The 23,523-nt window shown below is 42.6% G+C and carries 13 protein-coding genes and 1 pseudogene; 10 read left to right on the forward strand and 4 right to left on the reverse strand.

The features are described from left to right. Window positions 1-87 precede the first annotated feature (87 nt). The 4 genes from lysS to GKR41_RS01890 all read right to left on the reverse strand — a co-directional run bounded on the left by lysS (window position 88) and on the right by GKR41_RS01890 (window position 5,700). Window positions 88-1,620: a lysine--tRNA ligase gene (gene lysS / locus GKR41_RS01875; protein ID WP_226810164.1), complete on the reverse strand. Its 1,533-nt coding sequence runs from the start codon at window positions 1,618-1,620 to the stop codon at window positions 88-90. A gap of 13 nt (window positions 1,621-1,633) precedes the next feature. After that, a protein-coding gene (prfB, locus tag GKR41_RS01880) for a peptide chain release factor 2 (RefSeq protein ID WP_226810165.1) occupies window positions 1,634-2,756 on the reverse strand; the annotation gives its coding sequence in 2 pieces (ribosomal slippage) (window positions 1,634-2,683 and window positions 2,685-2,756; 1,122 coding nt in all). 45 nt (window positions 2,757-2,801) lie between these two features. Next, on the reverse strand, window positions 2,802-4,505 hold the full coding sequence (recJ, locus tag GKR41_RS01885) for a single-stranded-DNA-specific exonuclease RecJ (RefSeq protein ID WP_226810166.1): 1,704 nt from the start codon (window positions 4,503-4,505) through the stop codon (window positions 2,802-2,804). Between the two features lie 10 nt (window positions 4,506-4,515). Then, the gene (locus GKR41_RS01890) at window positions 4,516-5,700 is read right to left on the reverse strand and encodes a regulator (protein WP_226810167.1); all 1,185 of its coding nucleotides are present in this window, start codon (window positions 5,698-5,700) and stop codon (window positions 4,516-4,518) included. 587 nt (window positions 5,701-6,287) lie between these two features. Between GKR41_RS01890 and GKR41_RS01895 the strand changes: the two genes are divergently transcribed. The 10 genes and pseudogenes from GKR41_RS01895 to GKR41_RS01940 all read left to right on the forward strand — a co-directional run bounded on the left by GKR41_RS01895 (window position 6,288) and on the right by GKR41_RS01940 (window position 21,749). Continuing rightward, window positions 6,288-7,541 (forward strand): lipoprotein-releasing ABC transporter permease subunit, encoded by a 1,254-nt coding sequence (locus tag GKR41_RS01895; protein ID WP_226810168.1) that lies wholly within the window; start codon window positions 6,288-6,290, stop codon window positions 7,539-7,541. Further along, window positions 7,534-8,238: an ABC transporter ATP-binding protein gene (locus GKR41_RS01900; protein ID WP_226810169.1), complete on the forward strand. Its 705-nt coding sequence runs from the start codon at window positions 7,534-7,536 to the stop codon at window positions 8,236-8,238. The genes GKR41_RS01895 and GKR41_RS01900 overlap by 8 nt, the downstream gene beginning before the upstream one ends. Window positions 8,239-8,763: 525 nt before the next feature. Beyond that, window positions 8,764-10,413, forward strand: a complete 1,650-nt coding sequence (locus GKR41_RS01905) for a CTP synthase (protein ID WP_226810170.1) — start codon at window positions 8,764-8,766, stop codon at window positions 10,411-10,413. A gap of 1,024 nt (window positions 10,414-11,437) precedes the next feature. Continuing rightward, the gene (eno, locus tag GKR41_RS01910; protein ID WP_226810171.1) at window positions 11,438-12,751 is read left to right on the forward strand and encodes a phosphopyruvate hydratase; all 1,314 of its coding nucleotides are present in this window, start codon (window positions 11,438-11,440) and stop codon (window positions 12,749-12,751) included. 53 nt (window positions 12,752-12,804) lie between these two features. Further along, a pseudogene (ftsB, locus tag GKR41_RS01915) lies at window positions 12,805-13,080 on the forward strand (cell division protein FtsB); the annotation flags it as partial. A 2,381-nt stretch (window positions 13,081-15,461) separates the two neighbouring features. After that, the gene (locus GKR41_RS01920) at window positions 15,462-16,130 is read left to right on the forward strand and encodes a site-2 protease family protein (protein WP_226810172.1); all 669 of its coding nucleotides are present in this window, start codon (window positions 15,462-15,464) and stop codon (window positions 16,128-16,130) included. Between the two features lie 51 nt (window positions 16,131-16,181). Continuing rightward, the gene (locus GKR41_RS01925) at window positions 16,182-17,384 is read left to right on the forward strand and encodes a tryptophan--tRNA ligase (RefSeq protein ID WP_226810173.1); all 1,203 of its coding nucleotides are present in this window, start codon (window positions 16,182-16,184) and stop codon (window positions 17,382-17,384) included. A 228-nt stretch (window positions 17,385-17,612) separates the two neighbouring features. Next, window positions 17,613-18,515 (forward strand): 4-hydroxy-tetrahydrodipicolinate synthase, encoded by a 903-nt coding sequence (gene dapA, locus GKR41_RS01930; protein WP_226810174.1) that lies wholly within the window; start codon window positions 17,613-17,615, stop codon window positions 18,513-18,515. A 611-nt stretch (window positions 18,516-19,126) separates the two neighbouring features. Next, window positions 19,127-19,336 (forward strand): hypothetical protein, encoded by a 210-nt coding sequence (locus GKR41_RS01935; protein ID WP_226810175.1) that lies wholly within the window; start codon window positions 19,127-19,129, stop codon window positions 19,334-19,336. Window positions 19,337-21,221: 1,885 nt separating this feature from the next. Continuing rightward, window positions 21,222-21,749 carry an FKBP-type peptidyl-prolyl cis-trans isomerase gene (locus GKR41_RS01940; protein WP_226810176.1) on the forward strand — a complete coding sequence of 176 codons (528 nt, stop codon included), beginning with the start codon at window positions 21,222-21,224 and terminating at the stop codon, window positions 21,747-21,749. Window positions 21,750-23,523 lie beyond the last annotated feature (1,774 nt).

A 23,523-nucleotide genomic window follows, 5' to 3' on the forward strand; every position in this document is an offset into this window, starting at 1 on the left:
TTTCCTGATTTCCTGTTTAGTTTTATGTGAACTCTTAGCCATCCCAAGAAAATATTAGTATAGAAACTATGTCTAATACGAATTATATTAATCTCCGCGCCGAAGGTGCGGAAACAGGATAACGTCGCGAATACTCCGACTATCAGTTAGTAACATTACAAGTCGATCAATACCAATTCCGCACCCTCCCGTTGGAGGCATGCCATACTCCAGTGCGCGGATGTAGTCTTCATCATAATACATTGCTTTCTCATCACCAGCATTTTTCTGCTCCGCTTGCTTGCGAAAGCGCATTGCTTGATCATCCGGATCATTTAATTCCGAGAATCCATTTGCTACCTCGCGGCCCGCAATGAATAGCTCAAAGCGCTCAGCAATACCGGGGGCTCCGTCTGAAGCTCGGGCAAGCGGTGATACTTCAACCGGATAGTTAACTATATAAGTTGGCTCCCATAGCTGGGCTTCAGCGGTTTCCTCAAAAAGAGCAAGTAGAAGAGTGCTTACGTCGGTATTATACGGCGCTACATCATGTATATCGGCGCCAAGCTTGCACAATTCGGCACGTAGCCAATCTTTATTGGAAAGGCATGCATCAGTGTATTGTGGTGTATACTTCTTGATTGCATCAGTAATCGTTAAACGATGAAATGGCTGACTAAAATTTAGTATGTGCCCTTGATAAGAAATCTCCAGTGTACCCTGCGCGTCTAGTGCTGCTTTCCGTATTAACTGCTCAGTGAAGTCCATCAGCCAGCAATAGTCAGTATAGGCGGCGTAGAATTCCATCATCGTGAATTCTGGATTGTGCTTAGGTGAGACTCCTTCGTTACGAAAGTTACGGCCAAGTTCAAAGACACGGTCAAACCCGCCAATAATTAGTCGTTTTAGGTATAACTCCGGTGCAATACGGAGAAACATTTGCATGTTTAGGGCATTGTGATGCGTGATAAACGGCTTGGCTGTCGCGCCGCCCGGGATCGGATGCAGCATTGGTGTCTCGACTTCCATAAAACTTGCGTTTGTCATAAATTGACGCACCGATGTGATAATACGCGTACGAACCTGAAAAGTCTTGCGTGTCTCTGGCGTAACAATAAGATCTACACAACGCTGACGATATTTTATTTCTTGGTCAGACAATCCATGAAACTTATCCGGAAGTGGGCGAATATTTTTAGACAGAAGCCGTAGTTCGATACAACGTACCGAGAGCTCGCCCTTATTCGTCCGGAATAATATTCCACACGTCGAGATGATATCACCTAGATCCCATTTCTTAAATGCATCGTAGGTATCTGAGCCGACGTTAGCTATGGTAATAAAAAACTGGATTTGACCGGTCCCATCCTGTATGGTTGCAAAGCTTGCTTTACCCATAATTCGCTTAAGCATCATCCGGCCAGCAATTGATACATTTACCGATCTCTTCTCCAGGACGCTTTGATCAATGTTGGAAAAGTGAGAGCGTAGATCTGCCGCTCTATTTTTAGGAAAAAAATCATTCGGATATGCGATACCTTGCTCGCGCAAGACTCGCAGCTTATCTCTGCGCTCCGCAATGATTGCGTTATTATCACTGTCGATACTAATTAGCGCAGTATTGGGATTTATATCGGCCATGGTCTGCAATAGTCTATGCTAGAATGCTAGAATTTATGCCCTGCTTTAGGCTTGCTTGTATAAAAATGTCGAGTTCCCCATCCAGTACTGCGCGTGCATTGCTTACTTCGACTTTTGTGCGCAAGTCTTTTACACGACTTTTGTCAAGCACGTAGGAGCGAATCTGATGCCCCCATCCTACGTCATTCTTACTTGACTCAAGTTTATCTTGCTCAGCCCGACGCTTTCGCATCTCTCTCTCGTGTAACCGCGATTTAAGCATTGACATTGCTTCCGAACGGTTTCGATGCTGTGAACGATCATTCTGACACTGCACAACAATGCCTGACGGCAAATGCGTAATGCGCACCGCCGAATCGGTCTTATTAATATGCTGGCCACCGGCCCCAGATGCTCGAAATGTATCAATGCGCAGGTCGGCTGGATTGATATCGATATCAATTGATTCATCTACTTTCGGGTATACAAACACCGACGAGAATGATGTATGACGGCCGCCAGCCGAATCGAACGGCGACTTGCGAACTAAGCGATGAATACCAGTCTCTGTGCGTAAATAACCATAGGCGTACTCACCTTCGACCTTGATCGTAGCATTTTTAATGCCCGCTACCTCACCATCTGACTGCTCAAGCAGCTCGGTTTTGAAGCCTTTACGCTCGCAGTAGCGTAAATATTGGCGTAATAGCATTGACGCCCAGTCCTGTGCTTCTGTACCACCAGCACCCGCCTGAATATCGACAAAGCAGTTATTTAGATCGTCTAGATTATTGAACATCCGGCGAAACTCGATATTCGATATTCGATGTTCCTGCGAGGAGACGTCAGCCTCACAGGCTAGTAGAGTACTATTCTCTTGTTCCTCGCTGGCCAGATTAAATAATTCCCGCGTATCTGTTAGGTCACGGTCAAGCGTCGAAAGCATATGAACAACTGCCTCGAGTAGCTTCTTTTCTCGGCCGAGGGCTTTAGCCTGCTTTACGTTACTCCAGATATCCGGATTTTCTAGGGCTATCTTAACTTCTGTTAGTCGGGCTTTTTTCGCATCGAAGTCAAAGATACCTCCGAAGATCTTCGGCGCGCTTTTGCAAGTTAGTCAGAGTTGAATTGATTACGTTCAGGCGTTCTGCTTCCATATTAATCAGGATCTTAGAAAGAGACTAAAATTATAAAGGATGATATTAGATCGTTGCGTGCTCGACGACTAATTGCACGCGCGACACGCCATGCCAGGTGTTACGCGTAATCCGGTAGGCGAATAATGCCCGTGCCGGAAGTCTGTCATTATGGTTAAACCAGATTGCTGTACAGTGCAAGTGCCCACGGGCAAGCTTTAGCTTTAAATGCCGCTTCTTAACAAGTGACTGAGAGAGCACCTCAAATTCTGCTGAAAAAACTGGTGCCGGGAAACCTTGGCCCCATACCTCTTTTTCAATTAGCTCAACAAATGATAATGTATGATACGCATCTTCTAGCTCACCATCCGTCTCAATTTGTTGAGCAAGTACATTTTCATTCAGCCACTCTCTCGCCACTATGTCGAATATAGCAGCGAAGCGCGGTATATCCCTAGTGTGCAGGGTGAGGCCAGAGGCCATTGCATGGCCACCAAATCGCCCGATTAGTCCGGGTTCTCGCTTCGAAACTGCGTGCAGCGCATCACGCAAATGAAATCCGGGAATTGAGCGTCCAGAGCCTTTTACGTGTTCTCCTGACTCATCAGTCAGAGCGAACACAATTGCTGGTCTGTAAAAGTGCTCTTTAAGACGGCTAGCAACGATACCTATTACGCCCTGGTGCCATGTTGGTTTGAATACCGTGATTGTAGATTTATCACGCGGACTAAACTGTACGAGTTCGGCTAACGCCTCTTCTTGTATCTGCGCCTCGATTTCACGACGCTTACGGTTCATAATATCGAGTTTTCGTGCCAAGACATCGGCGCGACGCGTATCGTCAGTGACCAAGCATTCGATTCCAAGAGACATGTCAGATAGCCGACCTGCCGCATTTAGTCGCGGCCCTAACCCAAATCCTAGATCAAATGTAGATGCGTTACCCGAATCACGCGCAGATGCCCGGAAAAGCGATGCTATTCCTGGTTGCATTTTGCCATTACGGATACGCTGCAGGCCTTGCGCAACCAGTATGCGATTATTCGCATCTAATTCCACTACGTCGGCTACTGTACCCAACGCAACCAAGTCAAGAAGTCCGTCTAGCCTCGGCTCAGCACGCCCATTAAAGGCGCCTCGCTGCCGAAATAGTGCACGCAGCGCTAATAGCACATAGAACATCACGCCAACACCAGCAAGGTTCTTGCTTAGGAATACACAGCCTGGTTGATTTGGGTTGACAATTGCATATGCAGCAGGCAAGGTATCGTCAGGTAAATGATGATCAGTAATCAATACATTAATGCCGAGTGCGTTAGCGGCTTCTACACCCTCTATGCTAGCAATCCCGTTATCGACGGTAATTAATAAATTAGGGCATGCATTAGGACGACTAGCGATTAGCTTAACAATATCTGGCGTTAGTCCGTATCCAAATTCAAAGCGGTTCGGCACTAGGTAGTTAATATGTGCGCCGAATAGGCGCAGACCACGCACGGCTACCGCACATGCAGTTGCTCCATCACAATCATAATCAGCGACTACTAAGATCTGCTGTTGCATAGTAATTGCATCAGCTAGCAGCGCTGCTGCTCTGCTAATGCTTAAGAGCCCATCCGGTGGTAAGAGTCGCGTTAGTAGAGTATCTACATCGGTAGGCGCACTAATGCCTCTAGACGAATACAGTCTGGCAAGCACTGGATGAATACCCTTCCATATAATAGCGTTTTCGTCAGAGAATGAGTGGGTTCGAGTGATAATATTAGTCATAGACGCGAGCTCATAATAATAGCGACTCAAACGATCGGCGCCGCCAGAATTTTTTTATCTCCATAGGGCGTATAACGAGTGTGATTGCAATGGCGTCGCCGCACAGCGTTAACGTGAGCTCCGGAAGTTCATAGCGTTTTAATGCTATAAGTGCTGGCGCAAACCAGTCGCGCTCCATTACCTCGAGCACAGCACGAAAGCGTAACCAGTCTTGCTGCAAGAATGGTGTGCTTAGTTGATCAAGTTCGACTAGCGTTACACTGCGTGGATCAAAAACTGAAGATTGACTACCGATTTGTTGCAACAGCATATTGAAGGAGGTAGGCGGCATTCCTATCGAGGCAGCACTCGCAAGCGCTAGACCACGCGTAGCAGCTGCTTGTGACAGTACGCACTCGAAGGGCCGCATTACCGGCGTTATACATCCCTGGGCGTAAGGCCAAATCGAGTTCGCAGCAAGTAATCCGCGCTCTTCTCGAATTTGGTTAACCGGATGCGTAAACCAAGCCATCTGAACTTCGTTCTGCAGTTTTATCCACGTACTAGGTAAGCGGCCAGTATAAGCCTCGTGCGGTAGCCAAATCTCGATGTTATGTCCGGAGACGCGAAGTGGCGACGCGCTTGCTAATAGGCCCAGTTTCTCACCTGATAAGTACCATCGTAGGGGCGTAGGAGCTGCTAGTTCTATGCCAAGTTCCTCAATTAAAGGTCTCGCAACAGCAAGTAGCGCAGCCGCATCACTCTTCGAGATTTGCAACATATCAGCATTACTTAGCACTATATAAGTCTGCGAGAGCTGCAGATGAACAGGCTCGACGCATATCCAGATAGCATCTCGAGGTTCGCTGCCATCCGCAAGAAGCATGTACGGAGCGAGCGGCGCGTCCATGTCAGTTTTATCTAGATGTGTCGACTCACCCATTGCCGCATTTTCGCCTTTCTGGCACGATGCAGAAGACGCAGCAGTATAGCTAACACCGAAACAACGAGCGACCCACTGCTCATGGGGCAATGAGCGCTGAAAATCGCTCTCGACTACGCGTTCGATAAGTCTGGCGTGTGCGATTAAGCTATCTAGCGCCGGTTTAGATAGGTTCTGTAGAGCACACCGTGAGTTAGCCAGTGTTGGTAACGAAAATGGTACTAGTAAGTGGAGGCGAGAAAAACGATGTTTAGCGTGCATGATAAAGCGCATTGTAGGGCAATCCGCCGGTTATATCGATCTCTTTAACTTATTGCGTATTGTCATCACGCGACAGAGATTGCGCACTCCCGCCTTATCTGCGGACTGCTACTTCAATTATTTAAACAAAGTAGAAAAACTCCAATTTATGGAAAAAAGACGCTAAAGCGTTGCACGGTATGACGTGAGACTCAAATAATCTCACTAAAAAATTTTCTTAGGCCTCTACTGATCGAAATGATCATGGCAGTTCTCAAATCTGGATTGAGGATTAAATTATTTTAATAATACAGTTTTAAGGAATGAAAACCCTCTCTATTTTTATAAAAATATGTTTTTTAAGTTAAATAAAAAAACTAGCATAGATTATAGTAGAAAAACTATATAGTATTTCTTAGGTTTTTCTAATTTTTTAATTCACCTTAAATAGTGATCGCCCGAAAAATTTTATAGATTTTTCCATTATGACAGACTAGAAATGGAGTCAATTTTTTCTAAAACAGCACGCAACAGCAGAACGCAGTGTTATATAGAAAGCTATATCGTTACCCAGGCGATGTATATCAGCAAGGGTTGATAATTATAGATAAAGGATTGATTTGAAGCTCCCTTATGAATGGCAAATTGGATTGCGCTATACGTGCACCGGAAAACGTTCTTCCGATAATGGATTTATTTCGTTTATTTCTCTAATTTCGATGTTGGGAATTGCACTCGGCGTTGCGGCTTTGATTGTGGTGCTGTCTGTAATGAACGGCTTCCAAAAAGAAGTGCGAGATCGGATGTTATCCGTACTAGCACACATTGAGATTCTCTCACCTTTTGGATCAATTCCAAATTGGAAATTAATTAGTCAAGAGGTTGGCCAAAATCCATCAGTAATTAGCTCAGCTCCGTATATCGATATGCAAGCGCTACTTATACAAAAAAATAAGGTCAACGGTGTCATTATACGTGGAATTGATCCTAAGCTAGAGCCGCATGTATCTGATATTAATACTAAGCTAAAAATAGGTCAGATGATCAATCTGCGGCCGACATCGTTTGGTATTATGATCGGCGTTGATCTAGCGAGTGCTCTGGGCGTGACTATGGGCAGCAAAGTTACTCTAGTATCACCGAATAGTGTCATCACGTCAGAGGACGTGCCTCCCCGATTTAAGCAGTTTACCGTAGTTGGTATATTCGAGTCAGGTCATTACGAATTCGATAGAACTCTAGCCCTAGTATCAATTGATGATGCTCTGGCATTATTTCAGTTGAGCGCGCCTACCGGCTTGCGGCTTCGGATTAAGGATATGCAGCGCGCTCCGGAAGTGGCTCAACAACTTACTCGAGCACTATCTAGTCACTTATATATCAGAGATTGGACCCAACAAAATAAAACCTGGTTCTCAGCAGTAAAAATCGAGAAAAGAATGATGTTTATTATTCTTATGCTGGTCACTGCAGTCGCTACGTTTAACCTCGTCTCATCATTGGTGATGACAGTCACTGATAAACAGGCTGACATTGCAATTTTACGAACGCTTGGCGCTCGTCCTGGATCGATTATGAAGATTTTTATAATTCAGGGAACTACTATAGGTTTTGTGGGTACTAGCATCGGCATTATGCTTGGCTGTGTCCTTGCCGTTAGTATTCCGTGGCTAGTACCGTTGATCGAGCATGTTTTTAATTTTCAATTTCTTCCGCCATCAATATATTTTATCAGTAATCTTCCTAGTAATTTAGTTATAACTGACGTAATCAAGATCGGCATAATATCTTTTGTACTATCTGCTATCGCGACACTATATCCGAGCTGGCGAGGAGCTAATGTGCATCCAGCCAAGGCATTACGCTATGAGTAGCACAATAGAAGAACAACAAATCGTTCTAATTTCAACCGGTATATCAAAGATTTTTATGCAAAATGGCCTGCCGGTACCGGTGCTAACCGACATACAATTACATGTATATAAAGGCGAGAAGCTGGCTATTGTGGGTTCGTCTGGCTCCGGTAAGAGTACGCTGCTCCATATTCTTGGTGGGCTCGATGAGCCTAGTACGGGAAACGTAGTGCTACTAGATCGACCATTTTCGAGACTGGCGGAGCGTGAACGTACTGATTTTCGAAATAGTGCCCTGGGATTTGTCTATCAGTTTCATCATCTTTTGCCAGAATTTACAGCGCTGGATAACGTCGCGATGCCGTTGCGTATCCAGCGAATATCACTCGAGAGTGCGCGTCGTAAGGCATCAATCATACTCGAGCGCGTCGGTATTGGGCATCTTTCAAAACACCGACCCAAAGAGCTCTCTGGCGGGCAGCGGCAGCGCGTAGCAATCGCACGCGCTTTAGTAACGCAGCCGGCGTGCGTACTGGCAGATGAGATAACTGGCAACCTTGACAGTCATGCTGCGGAAATGATATTCCAGCTGATCATAGAGTTATCAAAAACGTTTGAAACAAGCTTCGTGATCGTTACACACGATATCGAATTAGCAGCTCGCTGCGATCGGGTACTACGCTTGCGAGATGGGGTTCTGCAGAATGAAATAATGTAATATCATTATGCCATTATTGATTGTCTTAATGACAAGCTGATTCGTGTAGCGTCTCACTAGAAACGAGGTGCTTCAATGTAGATTTATGTAGTTATTATGCAGTAAGGCTAACCCAATAAGTGTTGTCCTCCTGTATTGCTCAAGTCCTAAAAAAATAAGAATTTTATATGCAAGTAGGTCTTTCACGCTAGAACGCTTGTATATTAAATAAACATATAAGTTATGAGATCCTATCTTTTAGTACGAGAGTGCTCGCTAAAGCTTGGTATCTAGAATACACGTATGCCCCCATCGGATTCGTAACTAAAATGCATTCCTGAATGATGTGTAGATTAATTTATGTAATATAGTGGTTCTGGTATTTGCTTTTTATTCTAGCCGGATGCATGGTTAGAATTTATTTCTAATAGAGCAGTTACCCAAAAAACTTGCGTAATTTAGCGCCTGCTAAGGGACTGAGAGCGGGGCTACTAAGGGCAAGACAGATATTGCCATATAATCTGGCTTTCCAGCGAGCATCAATCGATGACCAAGTATATATTTGTCACCGGCGGCGTAGTGTCTTCTTTAGGCAAAGGCATTGCTGCCGCATCCCTTGGCGCAATCCTCGAGTCACGCGGTCTCAAAGTCATATTACTGAAGCTCGATCCCTATATTAATGTTGATTCCGGAACTATGAGCCCGTTTCAGCATGGTGAAGTATTTGTGACTGAAGATGGCGCCGAGACAGATCTAGACTTAGGGCACTACGAGCGCTTTATTAGTACGAAGACCCGGCGCGCCAATAACTTCACGACCGGCCAGGTGTACGAGTCGGTAATTCGTAAGGAGCGCCGAGGTGAATACCTGGGAAAAACTGTCCAGGTTATCCCTCATATTACGAACGAAATTCAGGAGTTTATTGAGCGTGGCGCTGTATCAACGCCCGGTAGAAAACCTGACGTCGCGATTGTCGAGATCGGTGGCACCGTTGGTGATATCGAATCACTTCCTTTCCTGGAAGCGTCCAGGCAGATGAGCTTGCGTCTAGGGCGCCATGGATCGTGTTTTATACACTTAACGTTAGTCCCATTTGTTGCTACAGCCGGCGAACTAAAAACTAAGCCGACTCAGCATAGCGTGCAAAAACTGCGGGAAATTGGTATCTCGCCGCATGTGCTGCTATGCCGCGCCGATCGCCAGATCCAAGATGTTGATCGCGCTAAGATCTCGCTATTCTCGAACTTACCGCATGATGCAGTTATCTCCGTATGGGATGTGGACAGCATCTATAAGATCCCACAAATGCTGCATAACCAGGGTCTAGACAAGATTGTCTGCGACGCATTAAATATAGCACCAAATCCAGCAGATTTAGCGCTATGGTCGAATCTCGTGTACCGGCTCGAGCATCCAGCACATGAGGTTACGATTGGTATCGTTGGGAAGTATGTTGAGCTCGTAGAGTCGTATCAGTCTCTAATCGAGGCGCTGCGTCATGCGTCTTTACATACACTAACACGCGTGAATATCGAGTATATCGACTCAGAGAAGATTGAGATAGAAGGTATCAACAGCCTTATTCACCTAGATGCGATCTTAGTGCCAGGTGGTTTTGGGCAGCGTGGCACAGAAGGTAAAATTATAGCAATCCGCTATGCCCGTGAGGCAAAAGTACCATATCTTGGTATTTGTCTAGGTATGCAACTAGCAGTAATTGAATTTGCTCGTCATGTCGCGAACCTACACCAGGCTAATAGCACCGAGTTTGAACCATCGACGCCAAATCCAATCGTTGCTCTAATTACCGAATGGTATGACCGTGATGGGACCCTTGAAAAGCGTGGTGAATCTTCGAACCTTGGTGGTACCATGCGGCTAGGCGCGCAACGCTGTCCAGTTAAGCCAGGTACGCGCGCCGAACAGATTTACGGCAACGATGTTAACGAGCGGCATCGGCATCGTTATGAGGTTAATAATCATTTCGTTCCGGTGCTTGAGGCTAGTGGGATGATCATTAGCGCGCGCGCACCTACTCAGGATTTACCTGAGATGATGGAGTTACGCGCAGATCTGCACCCATGGTTCGTTGGTTGTCAGTTCCATCCTGAGTTCACCTCAACGCCTCATAAAGGTCATCCGCTATTTAACGATTACCTAGAGGCAGCTCTTTCATATCGTAAACTACTAGCATAGTAAATGTAGCGGCCGAGTGTCGCACCATTAACGATGGTGGGTAGGAAGTTAATATCTATGTGATTTCAAAGTCGAGCTAGATAATCCAATCTTATTGATTTCTATAAACTATGTGATTGAGTCTTGGAGCTAGCGATTGATACCGACGGCTAGTTCAGTAAGATTTTGGCATGATGTGCATTCTATTTGTTGATAAGTTAACGTATGATAAAGCTCATTGCAGTTCGGATGAAGCGCTTCGTAGAGTTGTCATAAATCAAGGCTTTCATATTCTCGGTGAGGTGCGCCGCTAGATTAGCGTACCAGTATCACTAATGTTCATTCAAAGCATAATATTAATGCAGTTACACCAGTTGTCGACGTACTGCAGATGCCGGAATTCCTATTTCAGTAGACTATTTTTCTAGGATGCGCTTGTTCTGGAAAGGTAGTCAATATCAAACAAGTCAATCTTAGTGCTATATGATATAAAGAATACAATTGATAAAGAACGTTCAGCAGCTATAGAAACTGAGGAAACTAGGTTGTCGGCAGACAGCTTACTTGCTTACGAAGCGCGGAACTTGCTTCGATTATAACAATCTTATCTCCGTATTTATTCATTCTCAATTGTGCGAGAAAGTGGTGTCCGGTCGTATTTGATACAACTCCTCAGTGCAGCTTCCTGGTAGTCGGGAGACTCAGTCTAGTGGGCAAAGAGAGTTCGGTCCAGTTCTAGTGCGTGCCGCTGTTGTGGTCGACATTTATAGGACTGTTTTTTTGGAGACGCATCTAGATCTCACGCTGTCGAAATCTGATAGTTTAAATACAGTACTATTATAGTAAATGCATGTATTATTGGAAACGCTAATAACCCTCACCTGTATGTCTAATTTATGTCATCTAGAAAAAGATTTCACTTAAGTGCAAATAAAGTTTATAACTATTAATATCTCGAATAAATATTATCATAGTTTATGCGTGTTTAATCGCTACCCCATAACCCAAGATAGTTAAACTAATTTATCCTTTCCCTGGAAACAGCATGAGCGCTATCGTAGACATTATTGGTCGCGAAATTCTTGATTCGAGAGGTAATCCAACCGTCGAGTGCGACGTATTTCTTAAATCAGGCATAATGGGTCGCGCAGCGGTGCCGTCTGGTGCATCGACCGGGTCGCGCGAAGCGATTGAACTGCGTGATAATGAAGCTAGTCGTTATAGTGGAAAGGGGGTGCTCAGAGCAGTTGAGAATATCAATACCACAATCTCCCGAGCAATTATTAATCTAGAATCGTCTAAGCAAGTTTTACTGGATAAGACTCTAATAGAGTTAGATGGCACTGATAATAAATCTCATCTTGGTGCGAATGCGATGCTTGCCGTATCAATGGCAGTTGCAAAAGCCGCTGCTGAGGAAGTGGGATTACCTTTATATCGATACTTTGGCGGTTCCAGTGCAATGCAATTGCCGGTACCTATGATGAATATTGTGAATGGTGGCGTACACGCGAATAATAGTCTAGATATACAAGAGTTTATGATCGTACCTATAAGTCAACCGACTTTCCGTGAGGCGCTGCGCTGTGGTACAGAGATATTTCACGCATTATATAAAATTTTATCAGACCGCGGCATGAGCACTGCAGTCGGCGATGAGGGTGGTTTTGCGCCGAACTTTAAAAGCAATGATGAATGCCTGTCAACAATTTTTCAGGCGATTGAAAAAGCTGGTTATCGTGCTGGTGAAGACGTATTACTGGCACTTGACTGTGCGGCTAGCACATTTTATAACGATGGCAAGTATCAGCTGATTAGTGAGAATCTACGGTTAACATCCTCTGAGTTTACGGACTATCTTGCGCTGTTAGCTGAAAAGTTTATGATTATTTCAATCGAGGATGGTCTACATGAAAGCGACTGGGACGGGTGGAAGTTGTTAACTGACCGACTAGGTAAGAAAGTTCAGCTAGTTGGTGATGATCTATTTGTGACCAATACGCGGATCCTGAAGGGAGGTATTGAGAATGGCATTGCAAATTCTATTTTGATAAAAATCAACCAGATTGGAACACTGACTGAAACTTTCGAGGCTATTGAGATGGCTAAGCGAGCTAGCTACACTGCTGTCGTATCACATCGCTCTGGCGAAACTGAAGATTCAACAATAGCCGACATTGCTGTTGGTTTAAATGTAGGCCAAATTAAAACAGGCTCCCTATCGCGAAGTGATCGGATCGCTAAGTATAATCAGCTGCTTCGCATTGAAGAGGATTTAAGTGACACGGCAAGCTATTCCGGACGCTCTGCGTTTTATAATCTGTGCCAATGCAACATGCTAAAAAGCATAAAGCCATAATTGTCGATCTGATCAAAAGTATTATATTTATACACCTACATTTATAGATTATTGTGCGGATAGTAAGCGTTATTCTCATTGGACTAATCTCACTAACCCAATTCCCGTTATGGTGTGGCCACAGCAGCTGGTTGCATGTGCGCGAGCTGCAGAAGCAGCTCGCAGCACAAAAGAAGAAAAATAATGTCTTGAAAATAAATAATGAGCAAATCGCCGGCGAAGTGCGAGATCTACAGGGTGGGACTGCTGCAATAGAAGAACGAGCTCGCTATGAGATGGGGATGATTAAGGACGACGAAATTTTCGTGCAGTTTGTATCTCCGAATGCTCTTGAGTGTGTCGGTACAGTCAACGTTATCAATCATATTCTATGATATAAACTAGTATTACCAGCTTAGTAGAAAGATTTTAGTATCAGCATATAGCGCGCTAACTTACTTACAATGCAGTAGTATCTATATATTAATAAGTTGTAGTTCTATAAATGAGCGTTTTGTATACTCTAGACTACTGCTTAATTTTTTATGGCAGCGTTTCTTTCTTTGGTTGGTGGAAACTATAAGCAGTAAGAAACTCTAGAAACTAGAGTAATAGATAACACCTTTAATAATCTACATCACTGCGTAAGCATTGCACTTAATTAGCTTACGGTATATTGTTCCAAGTAAGCATGCTATGCATATATCAATGTCAGTATATACTAAACTTCTTTACAACATGCGGCTCAGGAAATTTTCACAACAATATTTTGGATTATTTAGTTTCCAATTTCCAAAATGTTAGTTAACATAATGAATGTTGGTTTTTTAAAACTCTGTATAGATAAACTGTGCGTTATACTGTCTAAACGCACTATCGCGAAAATTAATTATAGCAAAGGTAGAATAATAAATAGGGTAGCATTTCTAAGCTAAAATCTTTTCGTGTTAATATAGATTTGTAATACATGAAATAGCATTAGGTGTGTACTATTTTAACCACTTTATTATCCTAAGACTTGCATAAACACATAGCTTATTACTAGTACTGACTACCGTCATAATCGCGATAGTAACTGTAATATATTTCCACCAGGGTTTCCTTTGCACAGCTTGCGTTGGTAAATATAGTATGCGCTTTTTCTAAGTTTTAGAGCTTTTATGGCTGAGCTAGTACATTCAAATTAGAAATGAGAGAACTGTCGAGACGTTTTAATTTTTGTGACTACTGCGACAGCGCCTACTAGGAAATAGTAATAATATCAGCGCACAAAATCTCGAATATATTTCATGTGGAGATTATCAATTCGGTGATATTGCAAACGCAGGCCCACAATATACTAATCCTCGTGCTTCAGCTATGCTTCCGAGCTATGTTTCAAATTATTAAACAGATTATCTAGAACATAGCTATATGCGTATATTTATAGTGATACGTGCATACTATTTTGGCTCGATCTATTTCGGCAGTTGAAATAAAATAGCATATTCTCTGCAAAAAACATGCAGAGTAGGCTATACTATTTTCTACCGCGTCTTATATATCTGATACTGTTTGTTTTCTACCTACATAGCATGTATATGACCGGCATGTAATAAAATACTGCGCAGGTGCGTCCGGCCCATACGCACGTAGTCTGCTATATGCGTATATCTTAATATCAATAAACCAACGACATATATAATAACGAGATTACAAAACGAAACAGACTTATATGTACCTTGTGCGTTTTGTCATAGAGGTGGGCTATTCGGTGTCCGCTATTTATATATTTAGTTATTACTTTTCGGAAAGCGGGTGATATATTCTACATCACTGTTATATACATCTAAGGTCAATTATAGTGCGTACTGCGAGTGTTTCAGTAGTGTTTTTGTATCCAGGATGCTACACGTATGTGTAGCATCAGAATGCTAGCGTGTTGCCTTCAATGTTTAAGTAACTGAACAGTGAAATAATCAAAGTATTTACTTGCAGAAATAAGTTGGATGAGTATTGGATATGCGCATGTGATATGACGTCTAGTGTTTACACATATAGTGTAATTCTAATTCTCACGCATCTGATAACAGTGCGTCTTGTCAAGTGCATTTGACCAGATTAGACCCACTAAATTTTTTCTACTAATTATTATTTTGCACTCTACATCTACTTATTTAACTAAATAGCGTATTTAATCTGGATTATGTAAAATAATCCAGATTAATGTTATTAATATGGATTATTTGGTCAGTATAAAACTCGTTATTTAGACAATAAATCGATCACATCAATTATTTTGATCTCACGCAGGCTACATGCGTCGTTGAGAATGCGTAATTCCTGTATAGTGCATGATTAGCATATCAGCTAAGAAAGCCCGTCATCTTAACTACCTACGTCTATCCTGATAAGTGCTGAAATACCTGTCGTATTAGTGATATTAAATACTTAATCAGTGTATCGGTCAAACAATGATCGAGTGCTTAAAAGGCTTGGGGGTCCATTGATTGCATTAAGCTTATGCTTGTCATAAGCTACTATAAGCTGCTAAACGTGCTATAAACAATCCCCCCTATGAGCAAGTCATAAAGATTATTTATAGCACGTATGAGGTCTAAGTATCTACTGAGATTTTCTTAAACAGAATGAGAAGACGCTCATTCCTAGCCAGTCGGAACCTATTTTGTGCGATAGGTTTTAGTAGCATAGTGTGTGTGTCTGATTAACTATCGGTTATTGCAATAATGTAATGAACTCTTTTGCACAGACCATTTTGGTTAGCGTGTTGCCTATGTTCTTCGCAATTACATTGCATGAGGCGGCTCATGGCATAGTAGCTTACCGGTGCGGTGACAATACTGCGTACTTAATGGGTCGTATATCACTAAATCCGATTCGTCATATCGATCTAATAGGTACGATCGTAATTCCAATAATCATATTATTTACGACCAGCGGTGCGTTTATCTTTGGCTATGCGAAACCGGTACCAATCAATTTGAGCCAATTGCGTAATCCTCGTTGGAATAGCCTCTGGGTTGCGCTCGCTGGTCCATTGTGTAATCTGTTTCAGGCGATTGTGTGGGCGTTTATTGCGGGAGGACTGTATAGACTTGGCCCCGAAGATCCGCTTTCTATGCGAATAGTGTTAGCCGGTATCGCTGTGAACCTAGTCTTGGGTTCGCTCAACCTTTTTCCACTGCTTCCGCTGGATGGCGGACGCATAATAGCCTCTATATTGCCCGTGCGTGTTGCCTATCACTTTGCAAAGATCGAGCCTTATGGATTTTTTATCGTTATAGCACTAGTGATTACACGCGCGCTAGATATATTCTGGATATGTCCATTAGTAAATATGGGTTATAACATTGTGTATGGAATTCTGTATCCGGTTATGCTGCTATTTAGCTGCGTCTGAGAGGGTATGGATTAATCTCCGACGATTTTTTACATTCGATCTCTCGATACTATGTTTCCAGACCGAATCTTCTCCGGTATGCGTCCAACCGGCCCACTGCATCTTGGTCATTACCATGGTGTTTTGAAGAATTGGATCAAACTGCAATCCGAGTATCCGTGTTTCTTCTGCGTAGTGGATCTACATGCGCTAACTACACACTATGAAACACCAGATGTAATAGAAAACAATGTATGGGAAGTATTAATTGACTGGCTTGCTTCTGGGATTGACCCGGCACAGGCTACGTTATTTATTCAGAGCCACGTGCAGGAGCACGCGGAGTTATCGCTAATTTTAGGTATGAGTACGCCACTTAGCTGGCTCGAGCGGGTGCCTACCTATAAAGAGCAGATTGAGAGGTTACACGACAAGGATCTAGGTACATATGGGTTTTTAGGCTATCCGATACTCATGGCCGCGGATATTTTACTGTACCGCGCGTCGCTAGTACCGGTAGGTGAAGACCAAGTCCCACATGTAGAAATAACGCGAGAGATTGCGCGCAGATTCAACTATTTATATGGGCGCGAGCCGGGCTTTGAGGATAAGGCTAATAAGGCAGCAAGAAAACTTGGTGGAAAACGCTGTAAACTGTACTACGAGTTGCGTAATGCTTATCAGCAGGAAGGTAATGAAGAAGCACTAGAGCAGGCACGCGCACTACTACAAGAGGCACAAAGCCTATTAATGAGTGACCGTGAGCGTCTATTTGGCTATCTGGAGGGCTCACGCAAGATTATTCTTGTTGAGCCGCAAGCAATGCTAACTAAGACATCACGAATGCCAGGGATTAACGGGCAGAAGATGTCTAAATCGTATAGTAATATAATCGGGCTTCGAGAAGATAGGATTTCGGTAGAAAAAAAGATCCGTAAGATGCCGACTGATTCGGCGCGTGCGCGTCGTAGTGATCCTGGTGATCCGAACAAATGTCCGGTATGGCAATTGCACCAAGCGTATACAAATCCAGCGACACACGAATGGGTATGGCGCAGTTGCCGGAATGCTGAGACCGGCTGCTTAGAGTGCAAGCAGCCGGTAATCGATGAGATCTTGCTCGAGCAACAGATGATGCTGGAGCGAGCGCAGAAATATATAGATGATCCGTCACTGCTACGTGCGATTATTGCGGATGGCTGCGACAAAGCTCGTAAATTAGCTCATGAGACTATGCGAGATGTGCGCGAAGCAATAGGACTTGCATATAGTTAATGGCGATTTGCACTGTTGATAAACCTATAGCGCTATACTCAATGTAGTGCTCTTCGATAGCTAGAATATTTGATAGTTTTAAGATGTGCAAATTTTGCCATCGCTCTTTAGCGAACCGCAGTAAACATGCGAAACTATAAACGGAGACATATAACAAGATAACGAGATAGATTTGTCCGACCAATCCGCTACAATCCCAGTTTAACGATTGATTTTTCAGATAGTTTCATGAACCAAGCAATGCAAGCTACGCTAATTAGCGGTAGCATTCCGGCGATTGTTACGCCGATGCTGGAGGACAGGTCGCTGGATCTTCCAGCGTTTCGCGCGCTGATCGACTGGCATGTCGAGGAGGGCAGTGATGCACTGGTTGTGGTTGGCACGAGCGGCGAATCAGCGACGCTATCTGTCGAAGAGCATATATTGCTAGTTAAAACGGCAGTTGAGCATGCGGCACGCAGAATCCCGATCATTGCCGGCGCTGGCGGAAACTCCACTGGCGAAGCGATCGAGTTAACCCAAGCAGCTAAAGATGTAGGAGCCGATGCATCACTGCAGGTCGTGCCCTACTACAACAAGCCTACACAAGAGGGAATATACCGACATTTTAGATCTATCGCTGAAGCAGTCGAGTTACCTGTATTTTTGTATAACGTTCCCGGCCGGACTATTGCTGACATGAGCAATGAAACAATCTTACGGCTTGCCCAGGTACCAGGTATTGCGGGTGTGAAGGATGCGACTGGTAATATTGATCGTGGAGCGAATCTGATCAAGGCAGCACCAGTCAATTTCTCAATTCTTAGCGGTGATGATCCTACTGCTATTGCACTAATGCTACTAGGTGGGCATGGAAATATCTCGGTTACAGCTAATGTGGTACCGCGAGCGATGAGCGAGCTATGTCGCGCTGCAATCTCGGGCGATGCGAAGACCGCTCGGGCAATTCACCTAAAGTTATTATCATTGCATAGAAACTTATTTATAGAGTCAAATCCGATTCCGGTTAAGTGGGCGTTGCAGCAGATGGAAAAAATTCGTGGAGGTATTCGGTTGCCGCTAACACCGCTTGCGGATCAGCATCATGAAACCGTTCGTGCTGCGTTGCGCGATGGAGGACAGGTTAGTTAACCAAAGTTTTATTAAGTGGGTTATATAAACAAACTAATCGGTATCATTTGCGTGATGAAAAATCTCCTGGAAATTTTTTGTTTCTCTGCGAGAAGATTGAGAGTAATCGCATATGTAATGACTGTGTTTTCGCTGGTAGGTTGCAATACGTACGGTTAATGATTTTCTTTCCTTAAATCGAATCGATTATCAGAACACGTTTTCTGTGTCTCAAATTCAAGTGCCGGAGGATCTAAATGCTGCGCCTCTAGACCAGAATTATGCGCGCGCCGCTTGTGACTAGGGCTCTCGGTAATCAGCTAAGCTCAAAAACAATGTTAGGTAGTTATCTAATTAAAGGCACTCCTACCACGCAAGATTCTTATGAGATCCACTTAGAGCAGGATAAGACCATCTTTATCTAGTTATAAATGGGGGGGGCACACTAGACGAGCTGTAGCCTCGCCTTAGATCATTTTAGGAAAATGGTGGTTTTATACAGAAAATAAATTCGCCGGAAATGGGAATTATTGAGACAAATTGAGCCGAAAATTCCGAATAGTTGGTTCCGAAGCTGTATGGCTAAAACACTGAACTTTATATGTTTATCAGGTCGACGAGATCAGTTCTGTATGCTGGTTGAGCACAGCAAGCATGATAATGGTACCATTATCATGGTATCGCACACAGCCGAGGAAGAAAAACTAATAAAACAGATTGGACTGGATAAAATATTCCCATACTGGGTCGAACAGCCGCGTGATCGAAATTTAGGGGCGGCTATTTATGCGAAACTGATGCAAAAAATTTCGGGTTTACTAAAATGCAGGCTCAACAGTTGATCAACGGCGCTCAGCAGATTGCCCCCGAAGGAAAAGATAGCGCCTAATAGCATAGGCGCCTCAATCTTCCACATAGCTAAGCCTTTTGACTGCGTATGGTTGCGTATTGGCTACATTCTTGAGAACATGTTCTTCGTCATCGACAGACAATTAAGCAAGATCGTTTACGCGGAAAGTTGTTATATTATAACAATCTAGATATCCCAAGGGGATATCTAATTAATAATAAGTTCGCAAGGAAAGCGTATAAAATCGTACAACTCAGCTTTCAGTAATTGATTCGAAGGGACGACCTGATATATCTATTGCTGCGAAGCGCTTAATATCGGCTATATATCAGAAGTTATATTAATAACCCTATATCCATAATTAGCAGTATACTTTACTAGTATAGTAGGAATTAGAAAAATTTACTAACTTTTAAGTAAAGCACTGACTATTATCTCTTAAAAAACCGGCTTATAAGCCGGTTTTTTAGTATCTTTTGATATCTACTAGCTTACGCTTGAAGCCTGGGTAGCAGCTGAAACGGTATCGTTTGAGACAGTAGCGTTAGCAGCGGGCTCCTGCGGAATCGCGGTCGGAGATAATTCAGTAGAAACGTCAGTATCGGGAGTTGCACCCGTACTTTCATCTTTCTTGCCGCAAGCTGCTAGAGTTATTACTGCTAATAAAGAGGCTATAAGGAGGGCTTTCTTCATAATCACGTCTTTTTATGGTTACAGGTAAACAATAAAGAGAATCATACTAATATAATGCGCCTAACATAGACCTATAGCCGCTGGTACATTGCATGCTCGTTGCATCTCTATCACCTATTGCTTGGGCAGGAATTGTATATATTTTATATTGACTATCGATGGATCTAGGTTAGATTGTCATCTATTATAAATCAATTCTTCATACCGAATGCTTGGGGTGAACTTCTATGGATGAGAATCCTCAGCTATCCGTACAATACTATTTATATAATGGTCATATCATAGATAAATATTAAGAGAATGCCTCATCTCCTAAAAGTATTCGCTGATAGACTGCATGATAATAGTTTATATACACTTTGTGTTTTCGTCATCGATTCTTTGTTTAAAGGTGTTTCATATGGGCACATTATCTTTAGATTAAGTTTTATGCTCTCAAGAGAGAGATAAAAGGATACATATATAATATATAGTGTATAAACAAAATAATTACGTCACTTAAATAACCTCCAAACAATTCCGAAAGTCCTACTCCACTAGGACCAATACATTCTGAATCATTTTTACGTTACCAGCAGCTGATATATTGAGCCTACAATGCTCTTTTAGAAGAATAATGCTAAAATAATTTAGAGAGTCTAGCAGACTGGCATTAAACTCTACACAAAGTTTAATAAAAATATGACGAATCGTCTAGTTTAAGGCTATGTTGCATACTATTTTGGTAAATAAAGAGATGTGCCTATTTTAATAAGTAGGACCTTGCTATATCATCGACAACTTTAGAATCCATCGATCGTTTTTATCTAGAACTACTAGCTAGTAAAATGAGGACTAGCTTATCAAAATGTAGCCACATAGTGTAGCTAGTTATTAGCTTGCATAGGCAACATAATGCAGGCATACATTCTATGAGCTTAATTAGCCCTGCTAGATTAATTCATGCCTCAGGCTACAACTCGATATTGTTAAGTTTTATGCATTATCGCTTTACAGGGGGAAGATTCATTATACTAGTAGAGAGGTCGCCAAGTAGTAAGATTAAGATCGAAGAAAAGGCAACAAACACAGGCGTATAGTTGATATAAGCGTTTCAATGGCGAGCCATAACACCCATGATCCCGATCAAGAAATGCTTATTGTAAGCACACCGTATAATTGAGATTATATTCCGGGAAAGTCAAATGAAAATCGTGAAGCACACTGTCGTTTCTGTTTCTTATAAGCTATCCGATACACAAGGCAATGTGATTGAGGACAGTGATAAGCCGATGGTTTATCTTCATGGTGGCTATAATGGCACCTTTCCAAAGATAGAAAAAATATTAGAGGGTCATGAGACGGGATTTTCGGCGCAGATCCATCTAGAGCCCGTTGATGCATTCGGCAACTATGATTCCGAACAGGTTAAGATAGAGCCTCGAGAAAAGTTTCCCGAGCCGCTAGAAGTCGGCATGCAGTTCGAGGGTATAGCCGAAAGCGTGGGCGGTGATGAGATCGATACAGTAATATACACAGTGACCGATCTTACTAAAGATAGAGTTATACTTGATGGCAACCATCCATTAGCTGGCATGGCCTTACGCTTCTCGCTAACGGTGAAAGATGTACGTGATGCTACAACTGCTGAGGTCGAGCAAAAGCGCGCACATGACAACGATGGACTAATAGTCACTGAGAACAATTACGGATTATCTTCAGTACTGCATTGACTCTTTGGCGTTTTTCAGGTTACAACAACTATTGTCGTAAGCTACGGTAAATGTCGCTCAGAGTAGTTTTCTAGATAGCGAGTCTTAACAGATGAATATAGCAGCTCGTGAGCTTATCTCTTCATATCTTCATATTATGAAGATATCCGGATATTACTGGATTAGTATCTGCGTGGCAAGAATAGTAATTCCATAATAAATAAATAAGCATGACTATTCCGGCTAACTGTTTCTACTATTTTAGTTGCACTATGGTAATAGTTAACTATAGCAGTCTAGCCTAAACGTAGAAGCACTTCGAATCACAGTTAGTTACGAGACACTAATTCGGAATTTGTAAGCGTCATAGCAACAAGCCGGCTTAACTTGCTAACCAATTAATAAGCTTAACTGCTTATAAAGCGTGATTTCAGAATTATATTTGTCGAGATATATTGTTTTCGTTTCTTATGCCATCTAAAGCTAAGATTAATATCTATTAATATACGATTTATTTTGAATAATAAAGCATCTTACATCTAAAATACAGCAAATAGAACGTAGCGTAGGGGAAATTATTTATTTTATTAGCGATAGCACTCAAATAATGAGTTTTCTTATTTGGCTCGCTTATTTAACAAAAGCATACACTTTGGTATGTATGAGATGAGTATACTATCTCTCTCGGAGATAGTTACAAAGAAGTCAAATCACCCGATCGAGTAAAACTCTCTATTAGGATTGGCGTAGTATTTTTTATTTGTAGTGGACAAGCATATTTTCTCGATATGCCTATTCAGCAAGAAAAGAGTACATTTAACTTAACTAGTGTATGAGCTAGGCGCTGATATTCCGATATAAGGTAATAACGTTTTTAGAAAAAAATAAGATTCATTTTTACGTGCAAACACATGTTCCGTGTTTAGCAGTATATAAAAGTTTTAAGTTCCGGAGCAATATAGCATTTATATTTTTAATGTCTTGAGTCACAAGCGGTTGTTCGATACTTTATAAAAAAGTGCATGCTTTATTGCACTTGACTAGAAGATTTGTAATGCTGGTGCGAGTGCGTTCGCGCATTTCAAGATCGATGAGAAAATGTTCGTAATTCTAAATATCGTGTAATTCGTCTAATTATGTATCATAGCCGGAGAAAATAATACCATCACGCACCTGCCCGAATAGGCACGATCACTATAGTCAGCTGTAAAAGCCCTGTTTAATACATTTAAGCGGAGCATATAGAGTAGTCATGCGTTGATCTGAGACATAATATCGCCTTTATAGGTAACCGGTGCGATACCCTTACTAAGAAGCTCGAGCTTAGTAAGGGTATCGCGTAAATTAGATAGAGTTAGCGATCTTCTGCAAAATATAGTAAAGCATAGTCAGATTATTGCTGAATGGGCCAATTAGTAATACATAAATTGCTTACTAGCAAGGACGAGTAACAGTTGGATTAGCAAGGTGCATTACTCATTGAGTAATGCACTGAGTAATGCAGCGGGCTGCCCATCCACATAAGAGCCCATGTTAGTATTCTTATGTTTCCGGTAGGGTAGTGCTGATTCTTATAAAGAGCTATTGCTTACTAAAGTTTCATTCGGCTTAATGCATTTGATCGCGTTCGGTATCTAATCTACGTTAATCTTAGTTAATCGCGGTCCACTACTTATTAGATTAGGCTAAGATAGCCTAAGTTTAGTCACGGTACCGAGTCGGGTTGTGCGCGGATGGGGAAGAGGCGAGTGAATGCAAGTCACTTTTATCAGTGAGCACGCCGTATTAATTAGCA

It is taken from the genome of Candidatus Vallotia laricis (genome assembly GCF_020541325.1).
In the GTDB taxonomy this organism is placed as follows: domain Bacteria; phylum Pseudomonadota; class Gammaproteobacteria; order Burkholderiales; family Burkholderiaceae; genus Mycetohabitans; species Mycetohabitans laricis.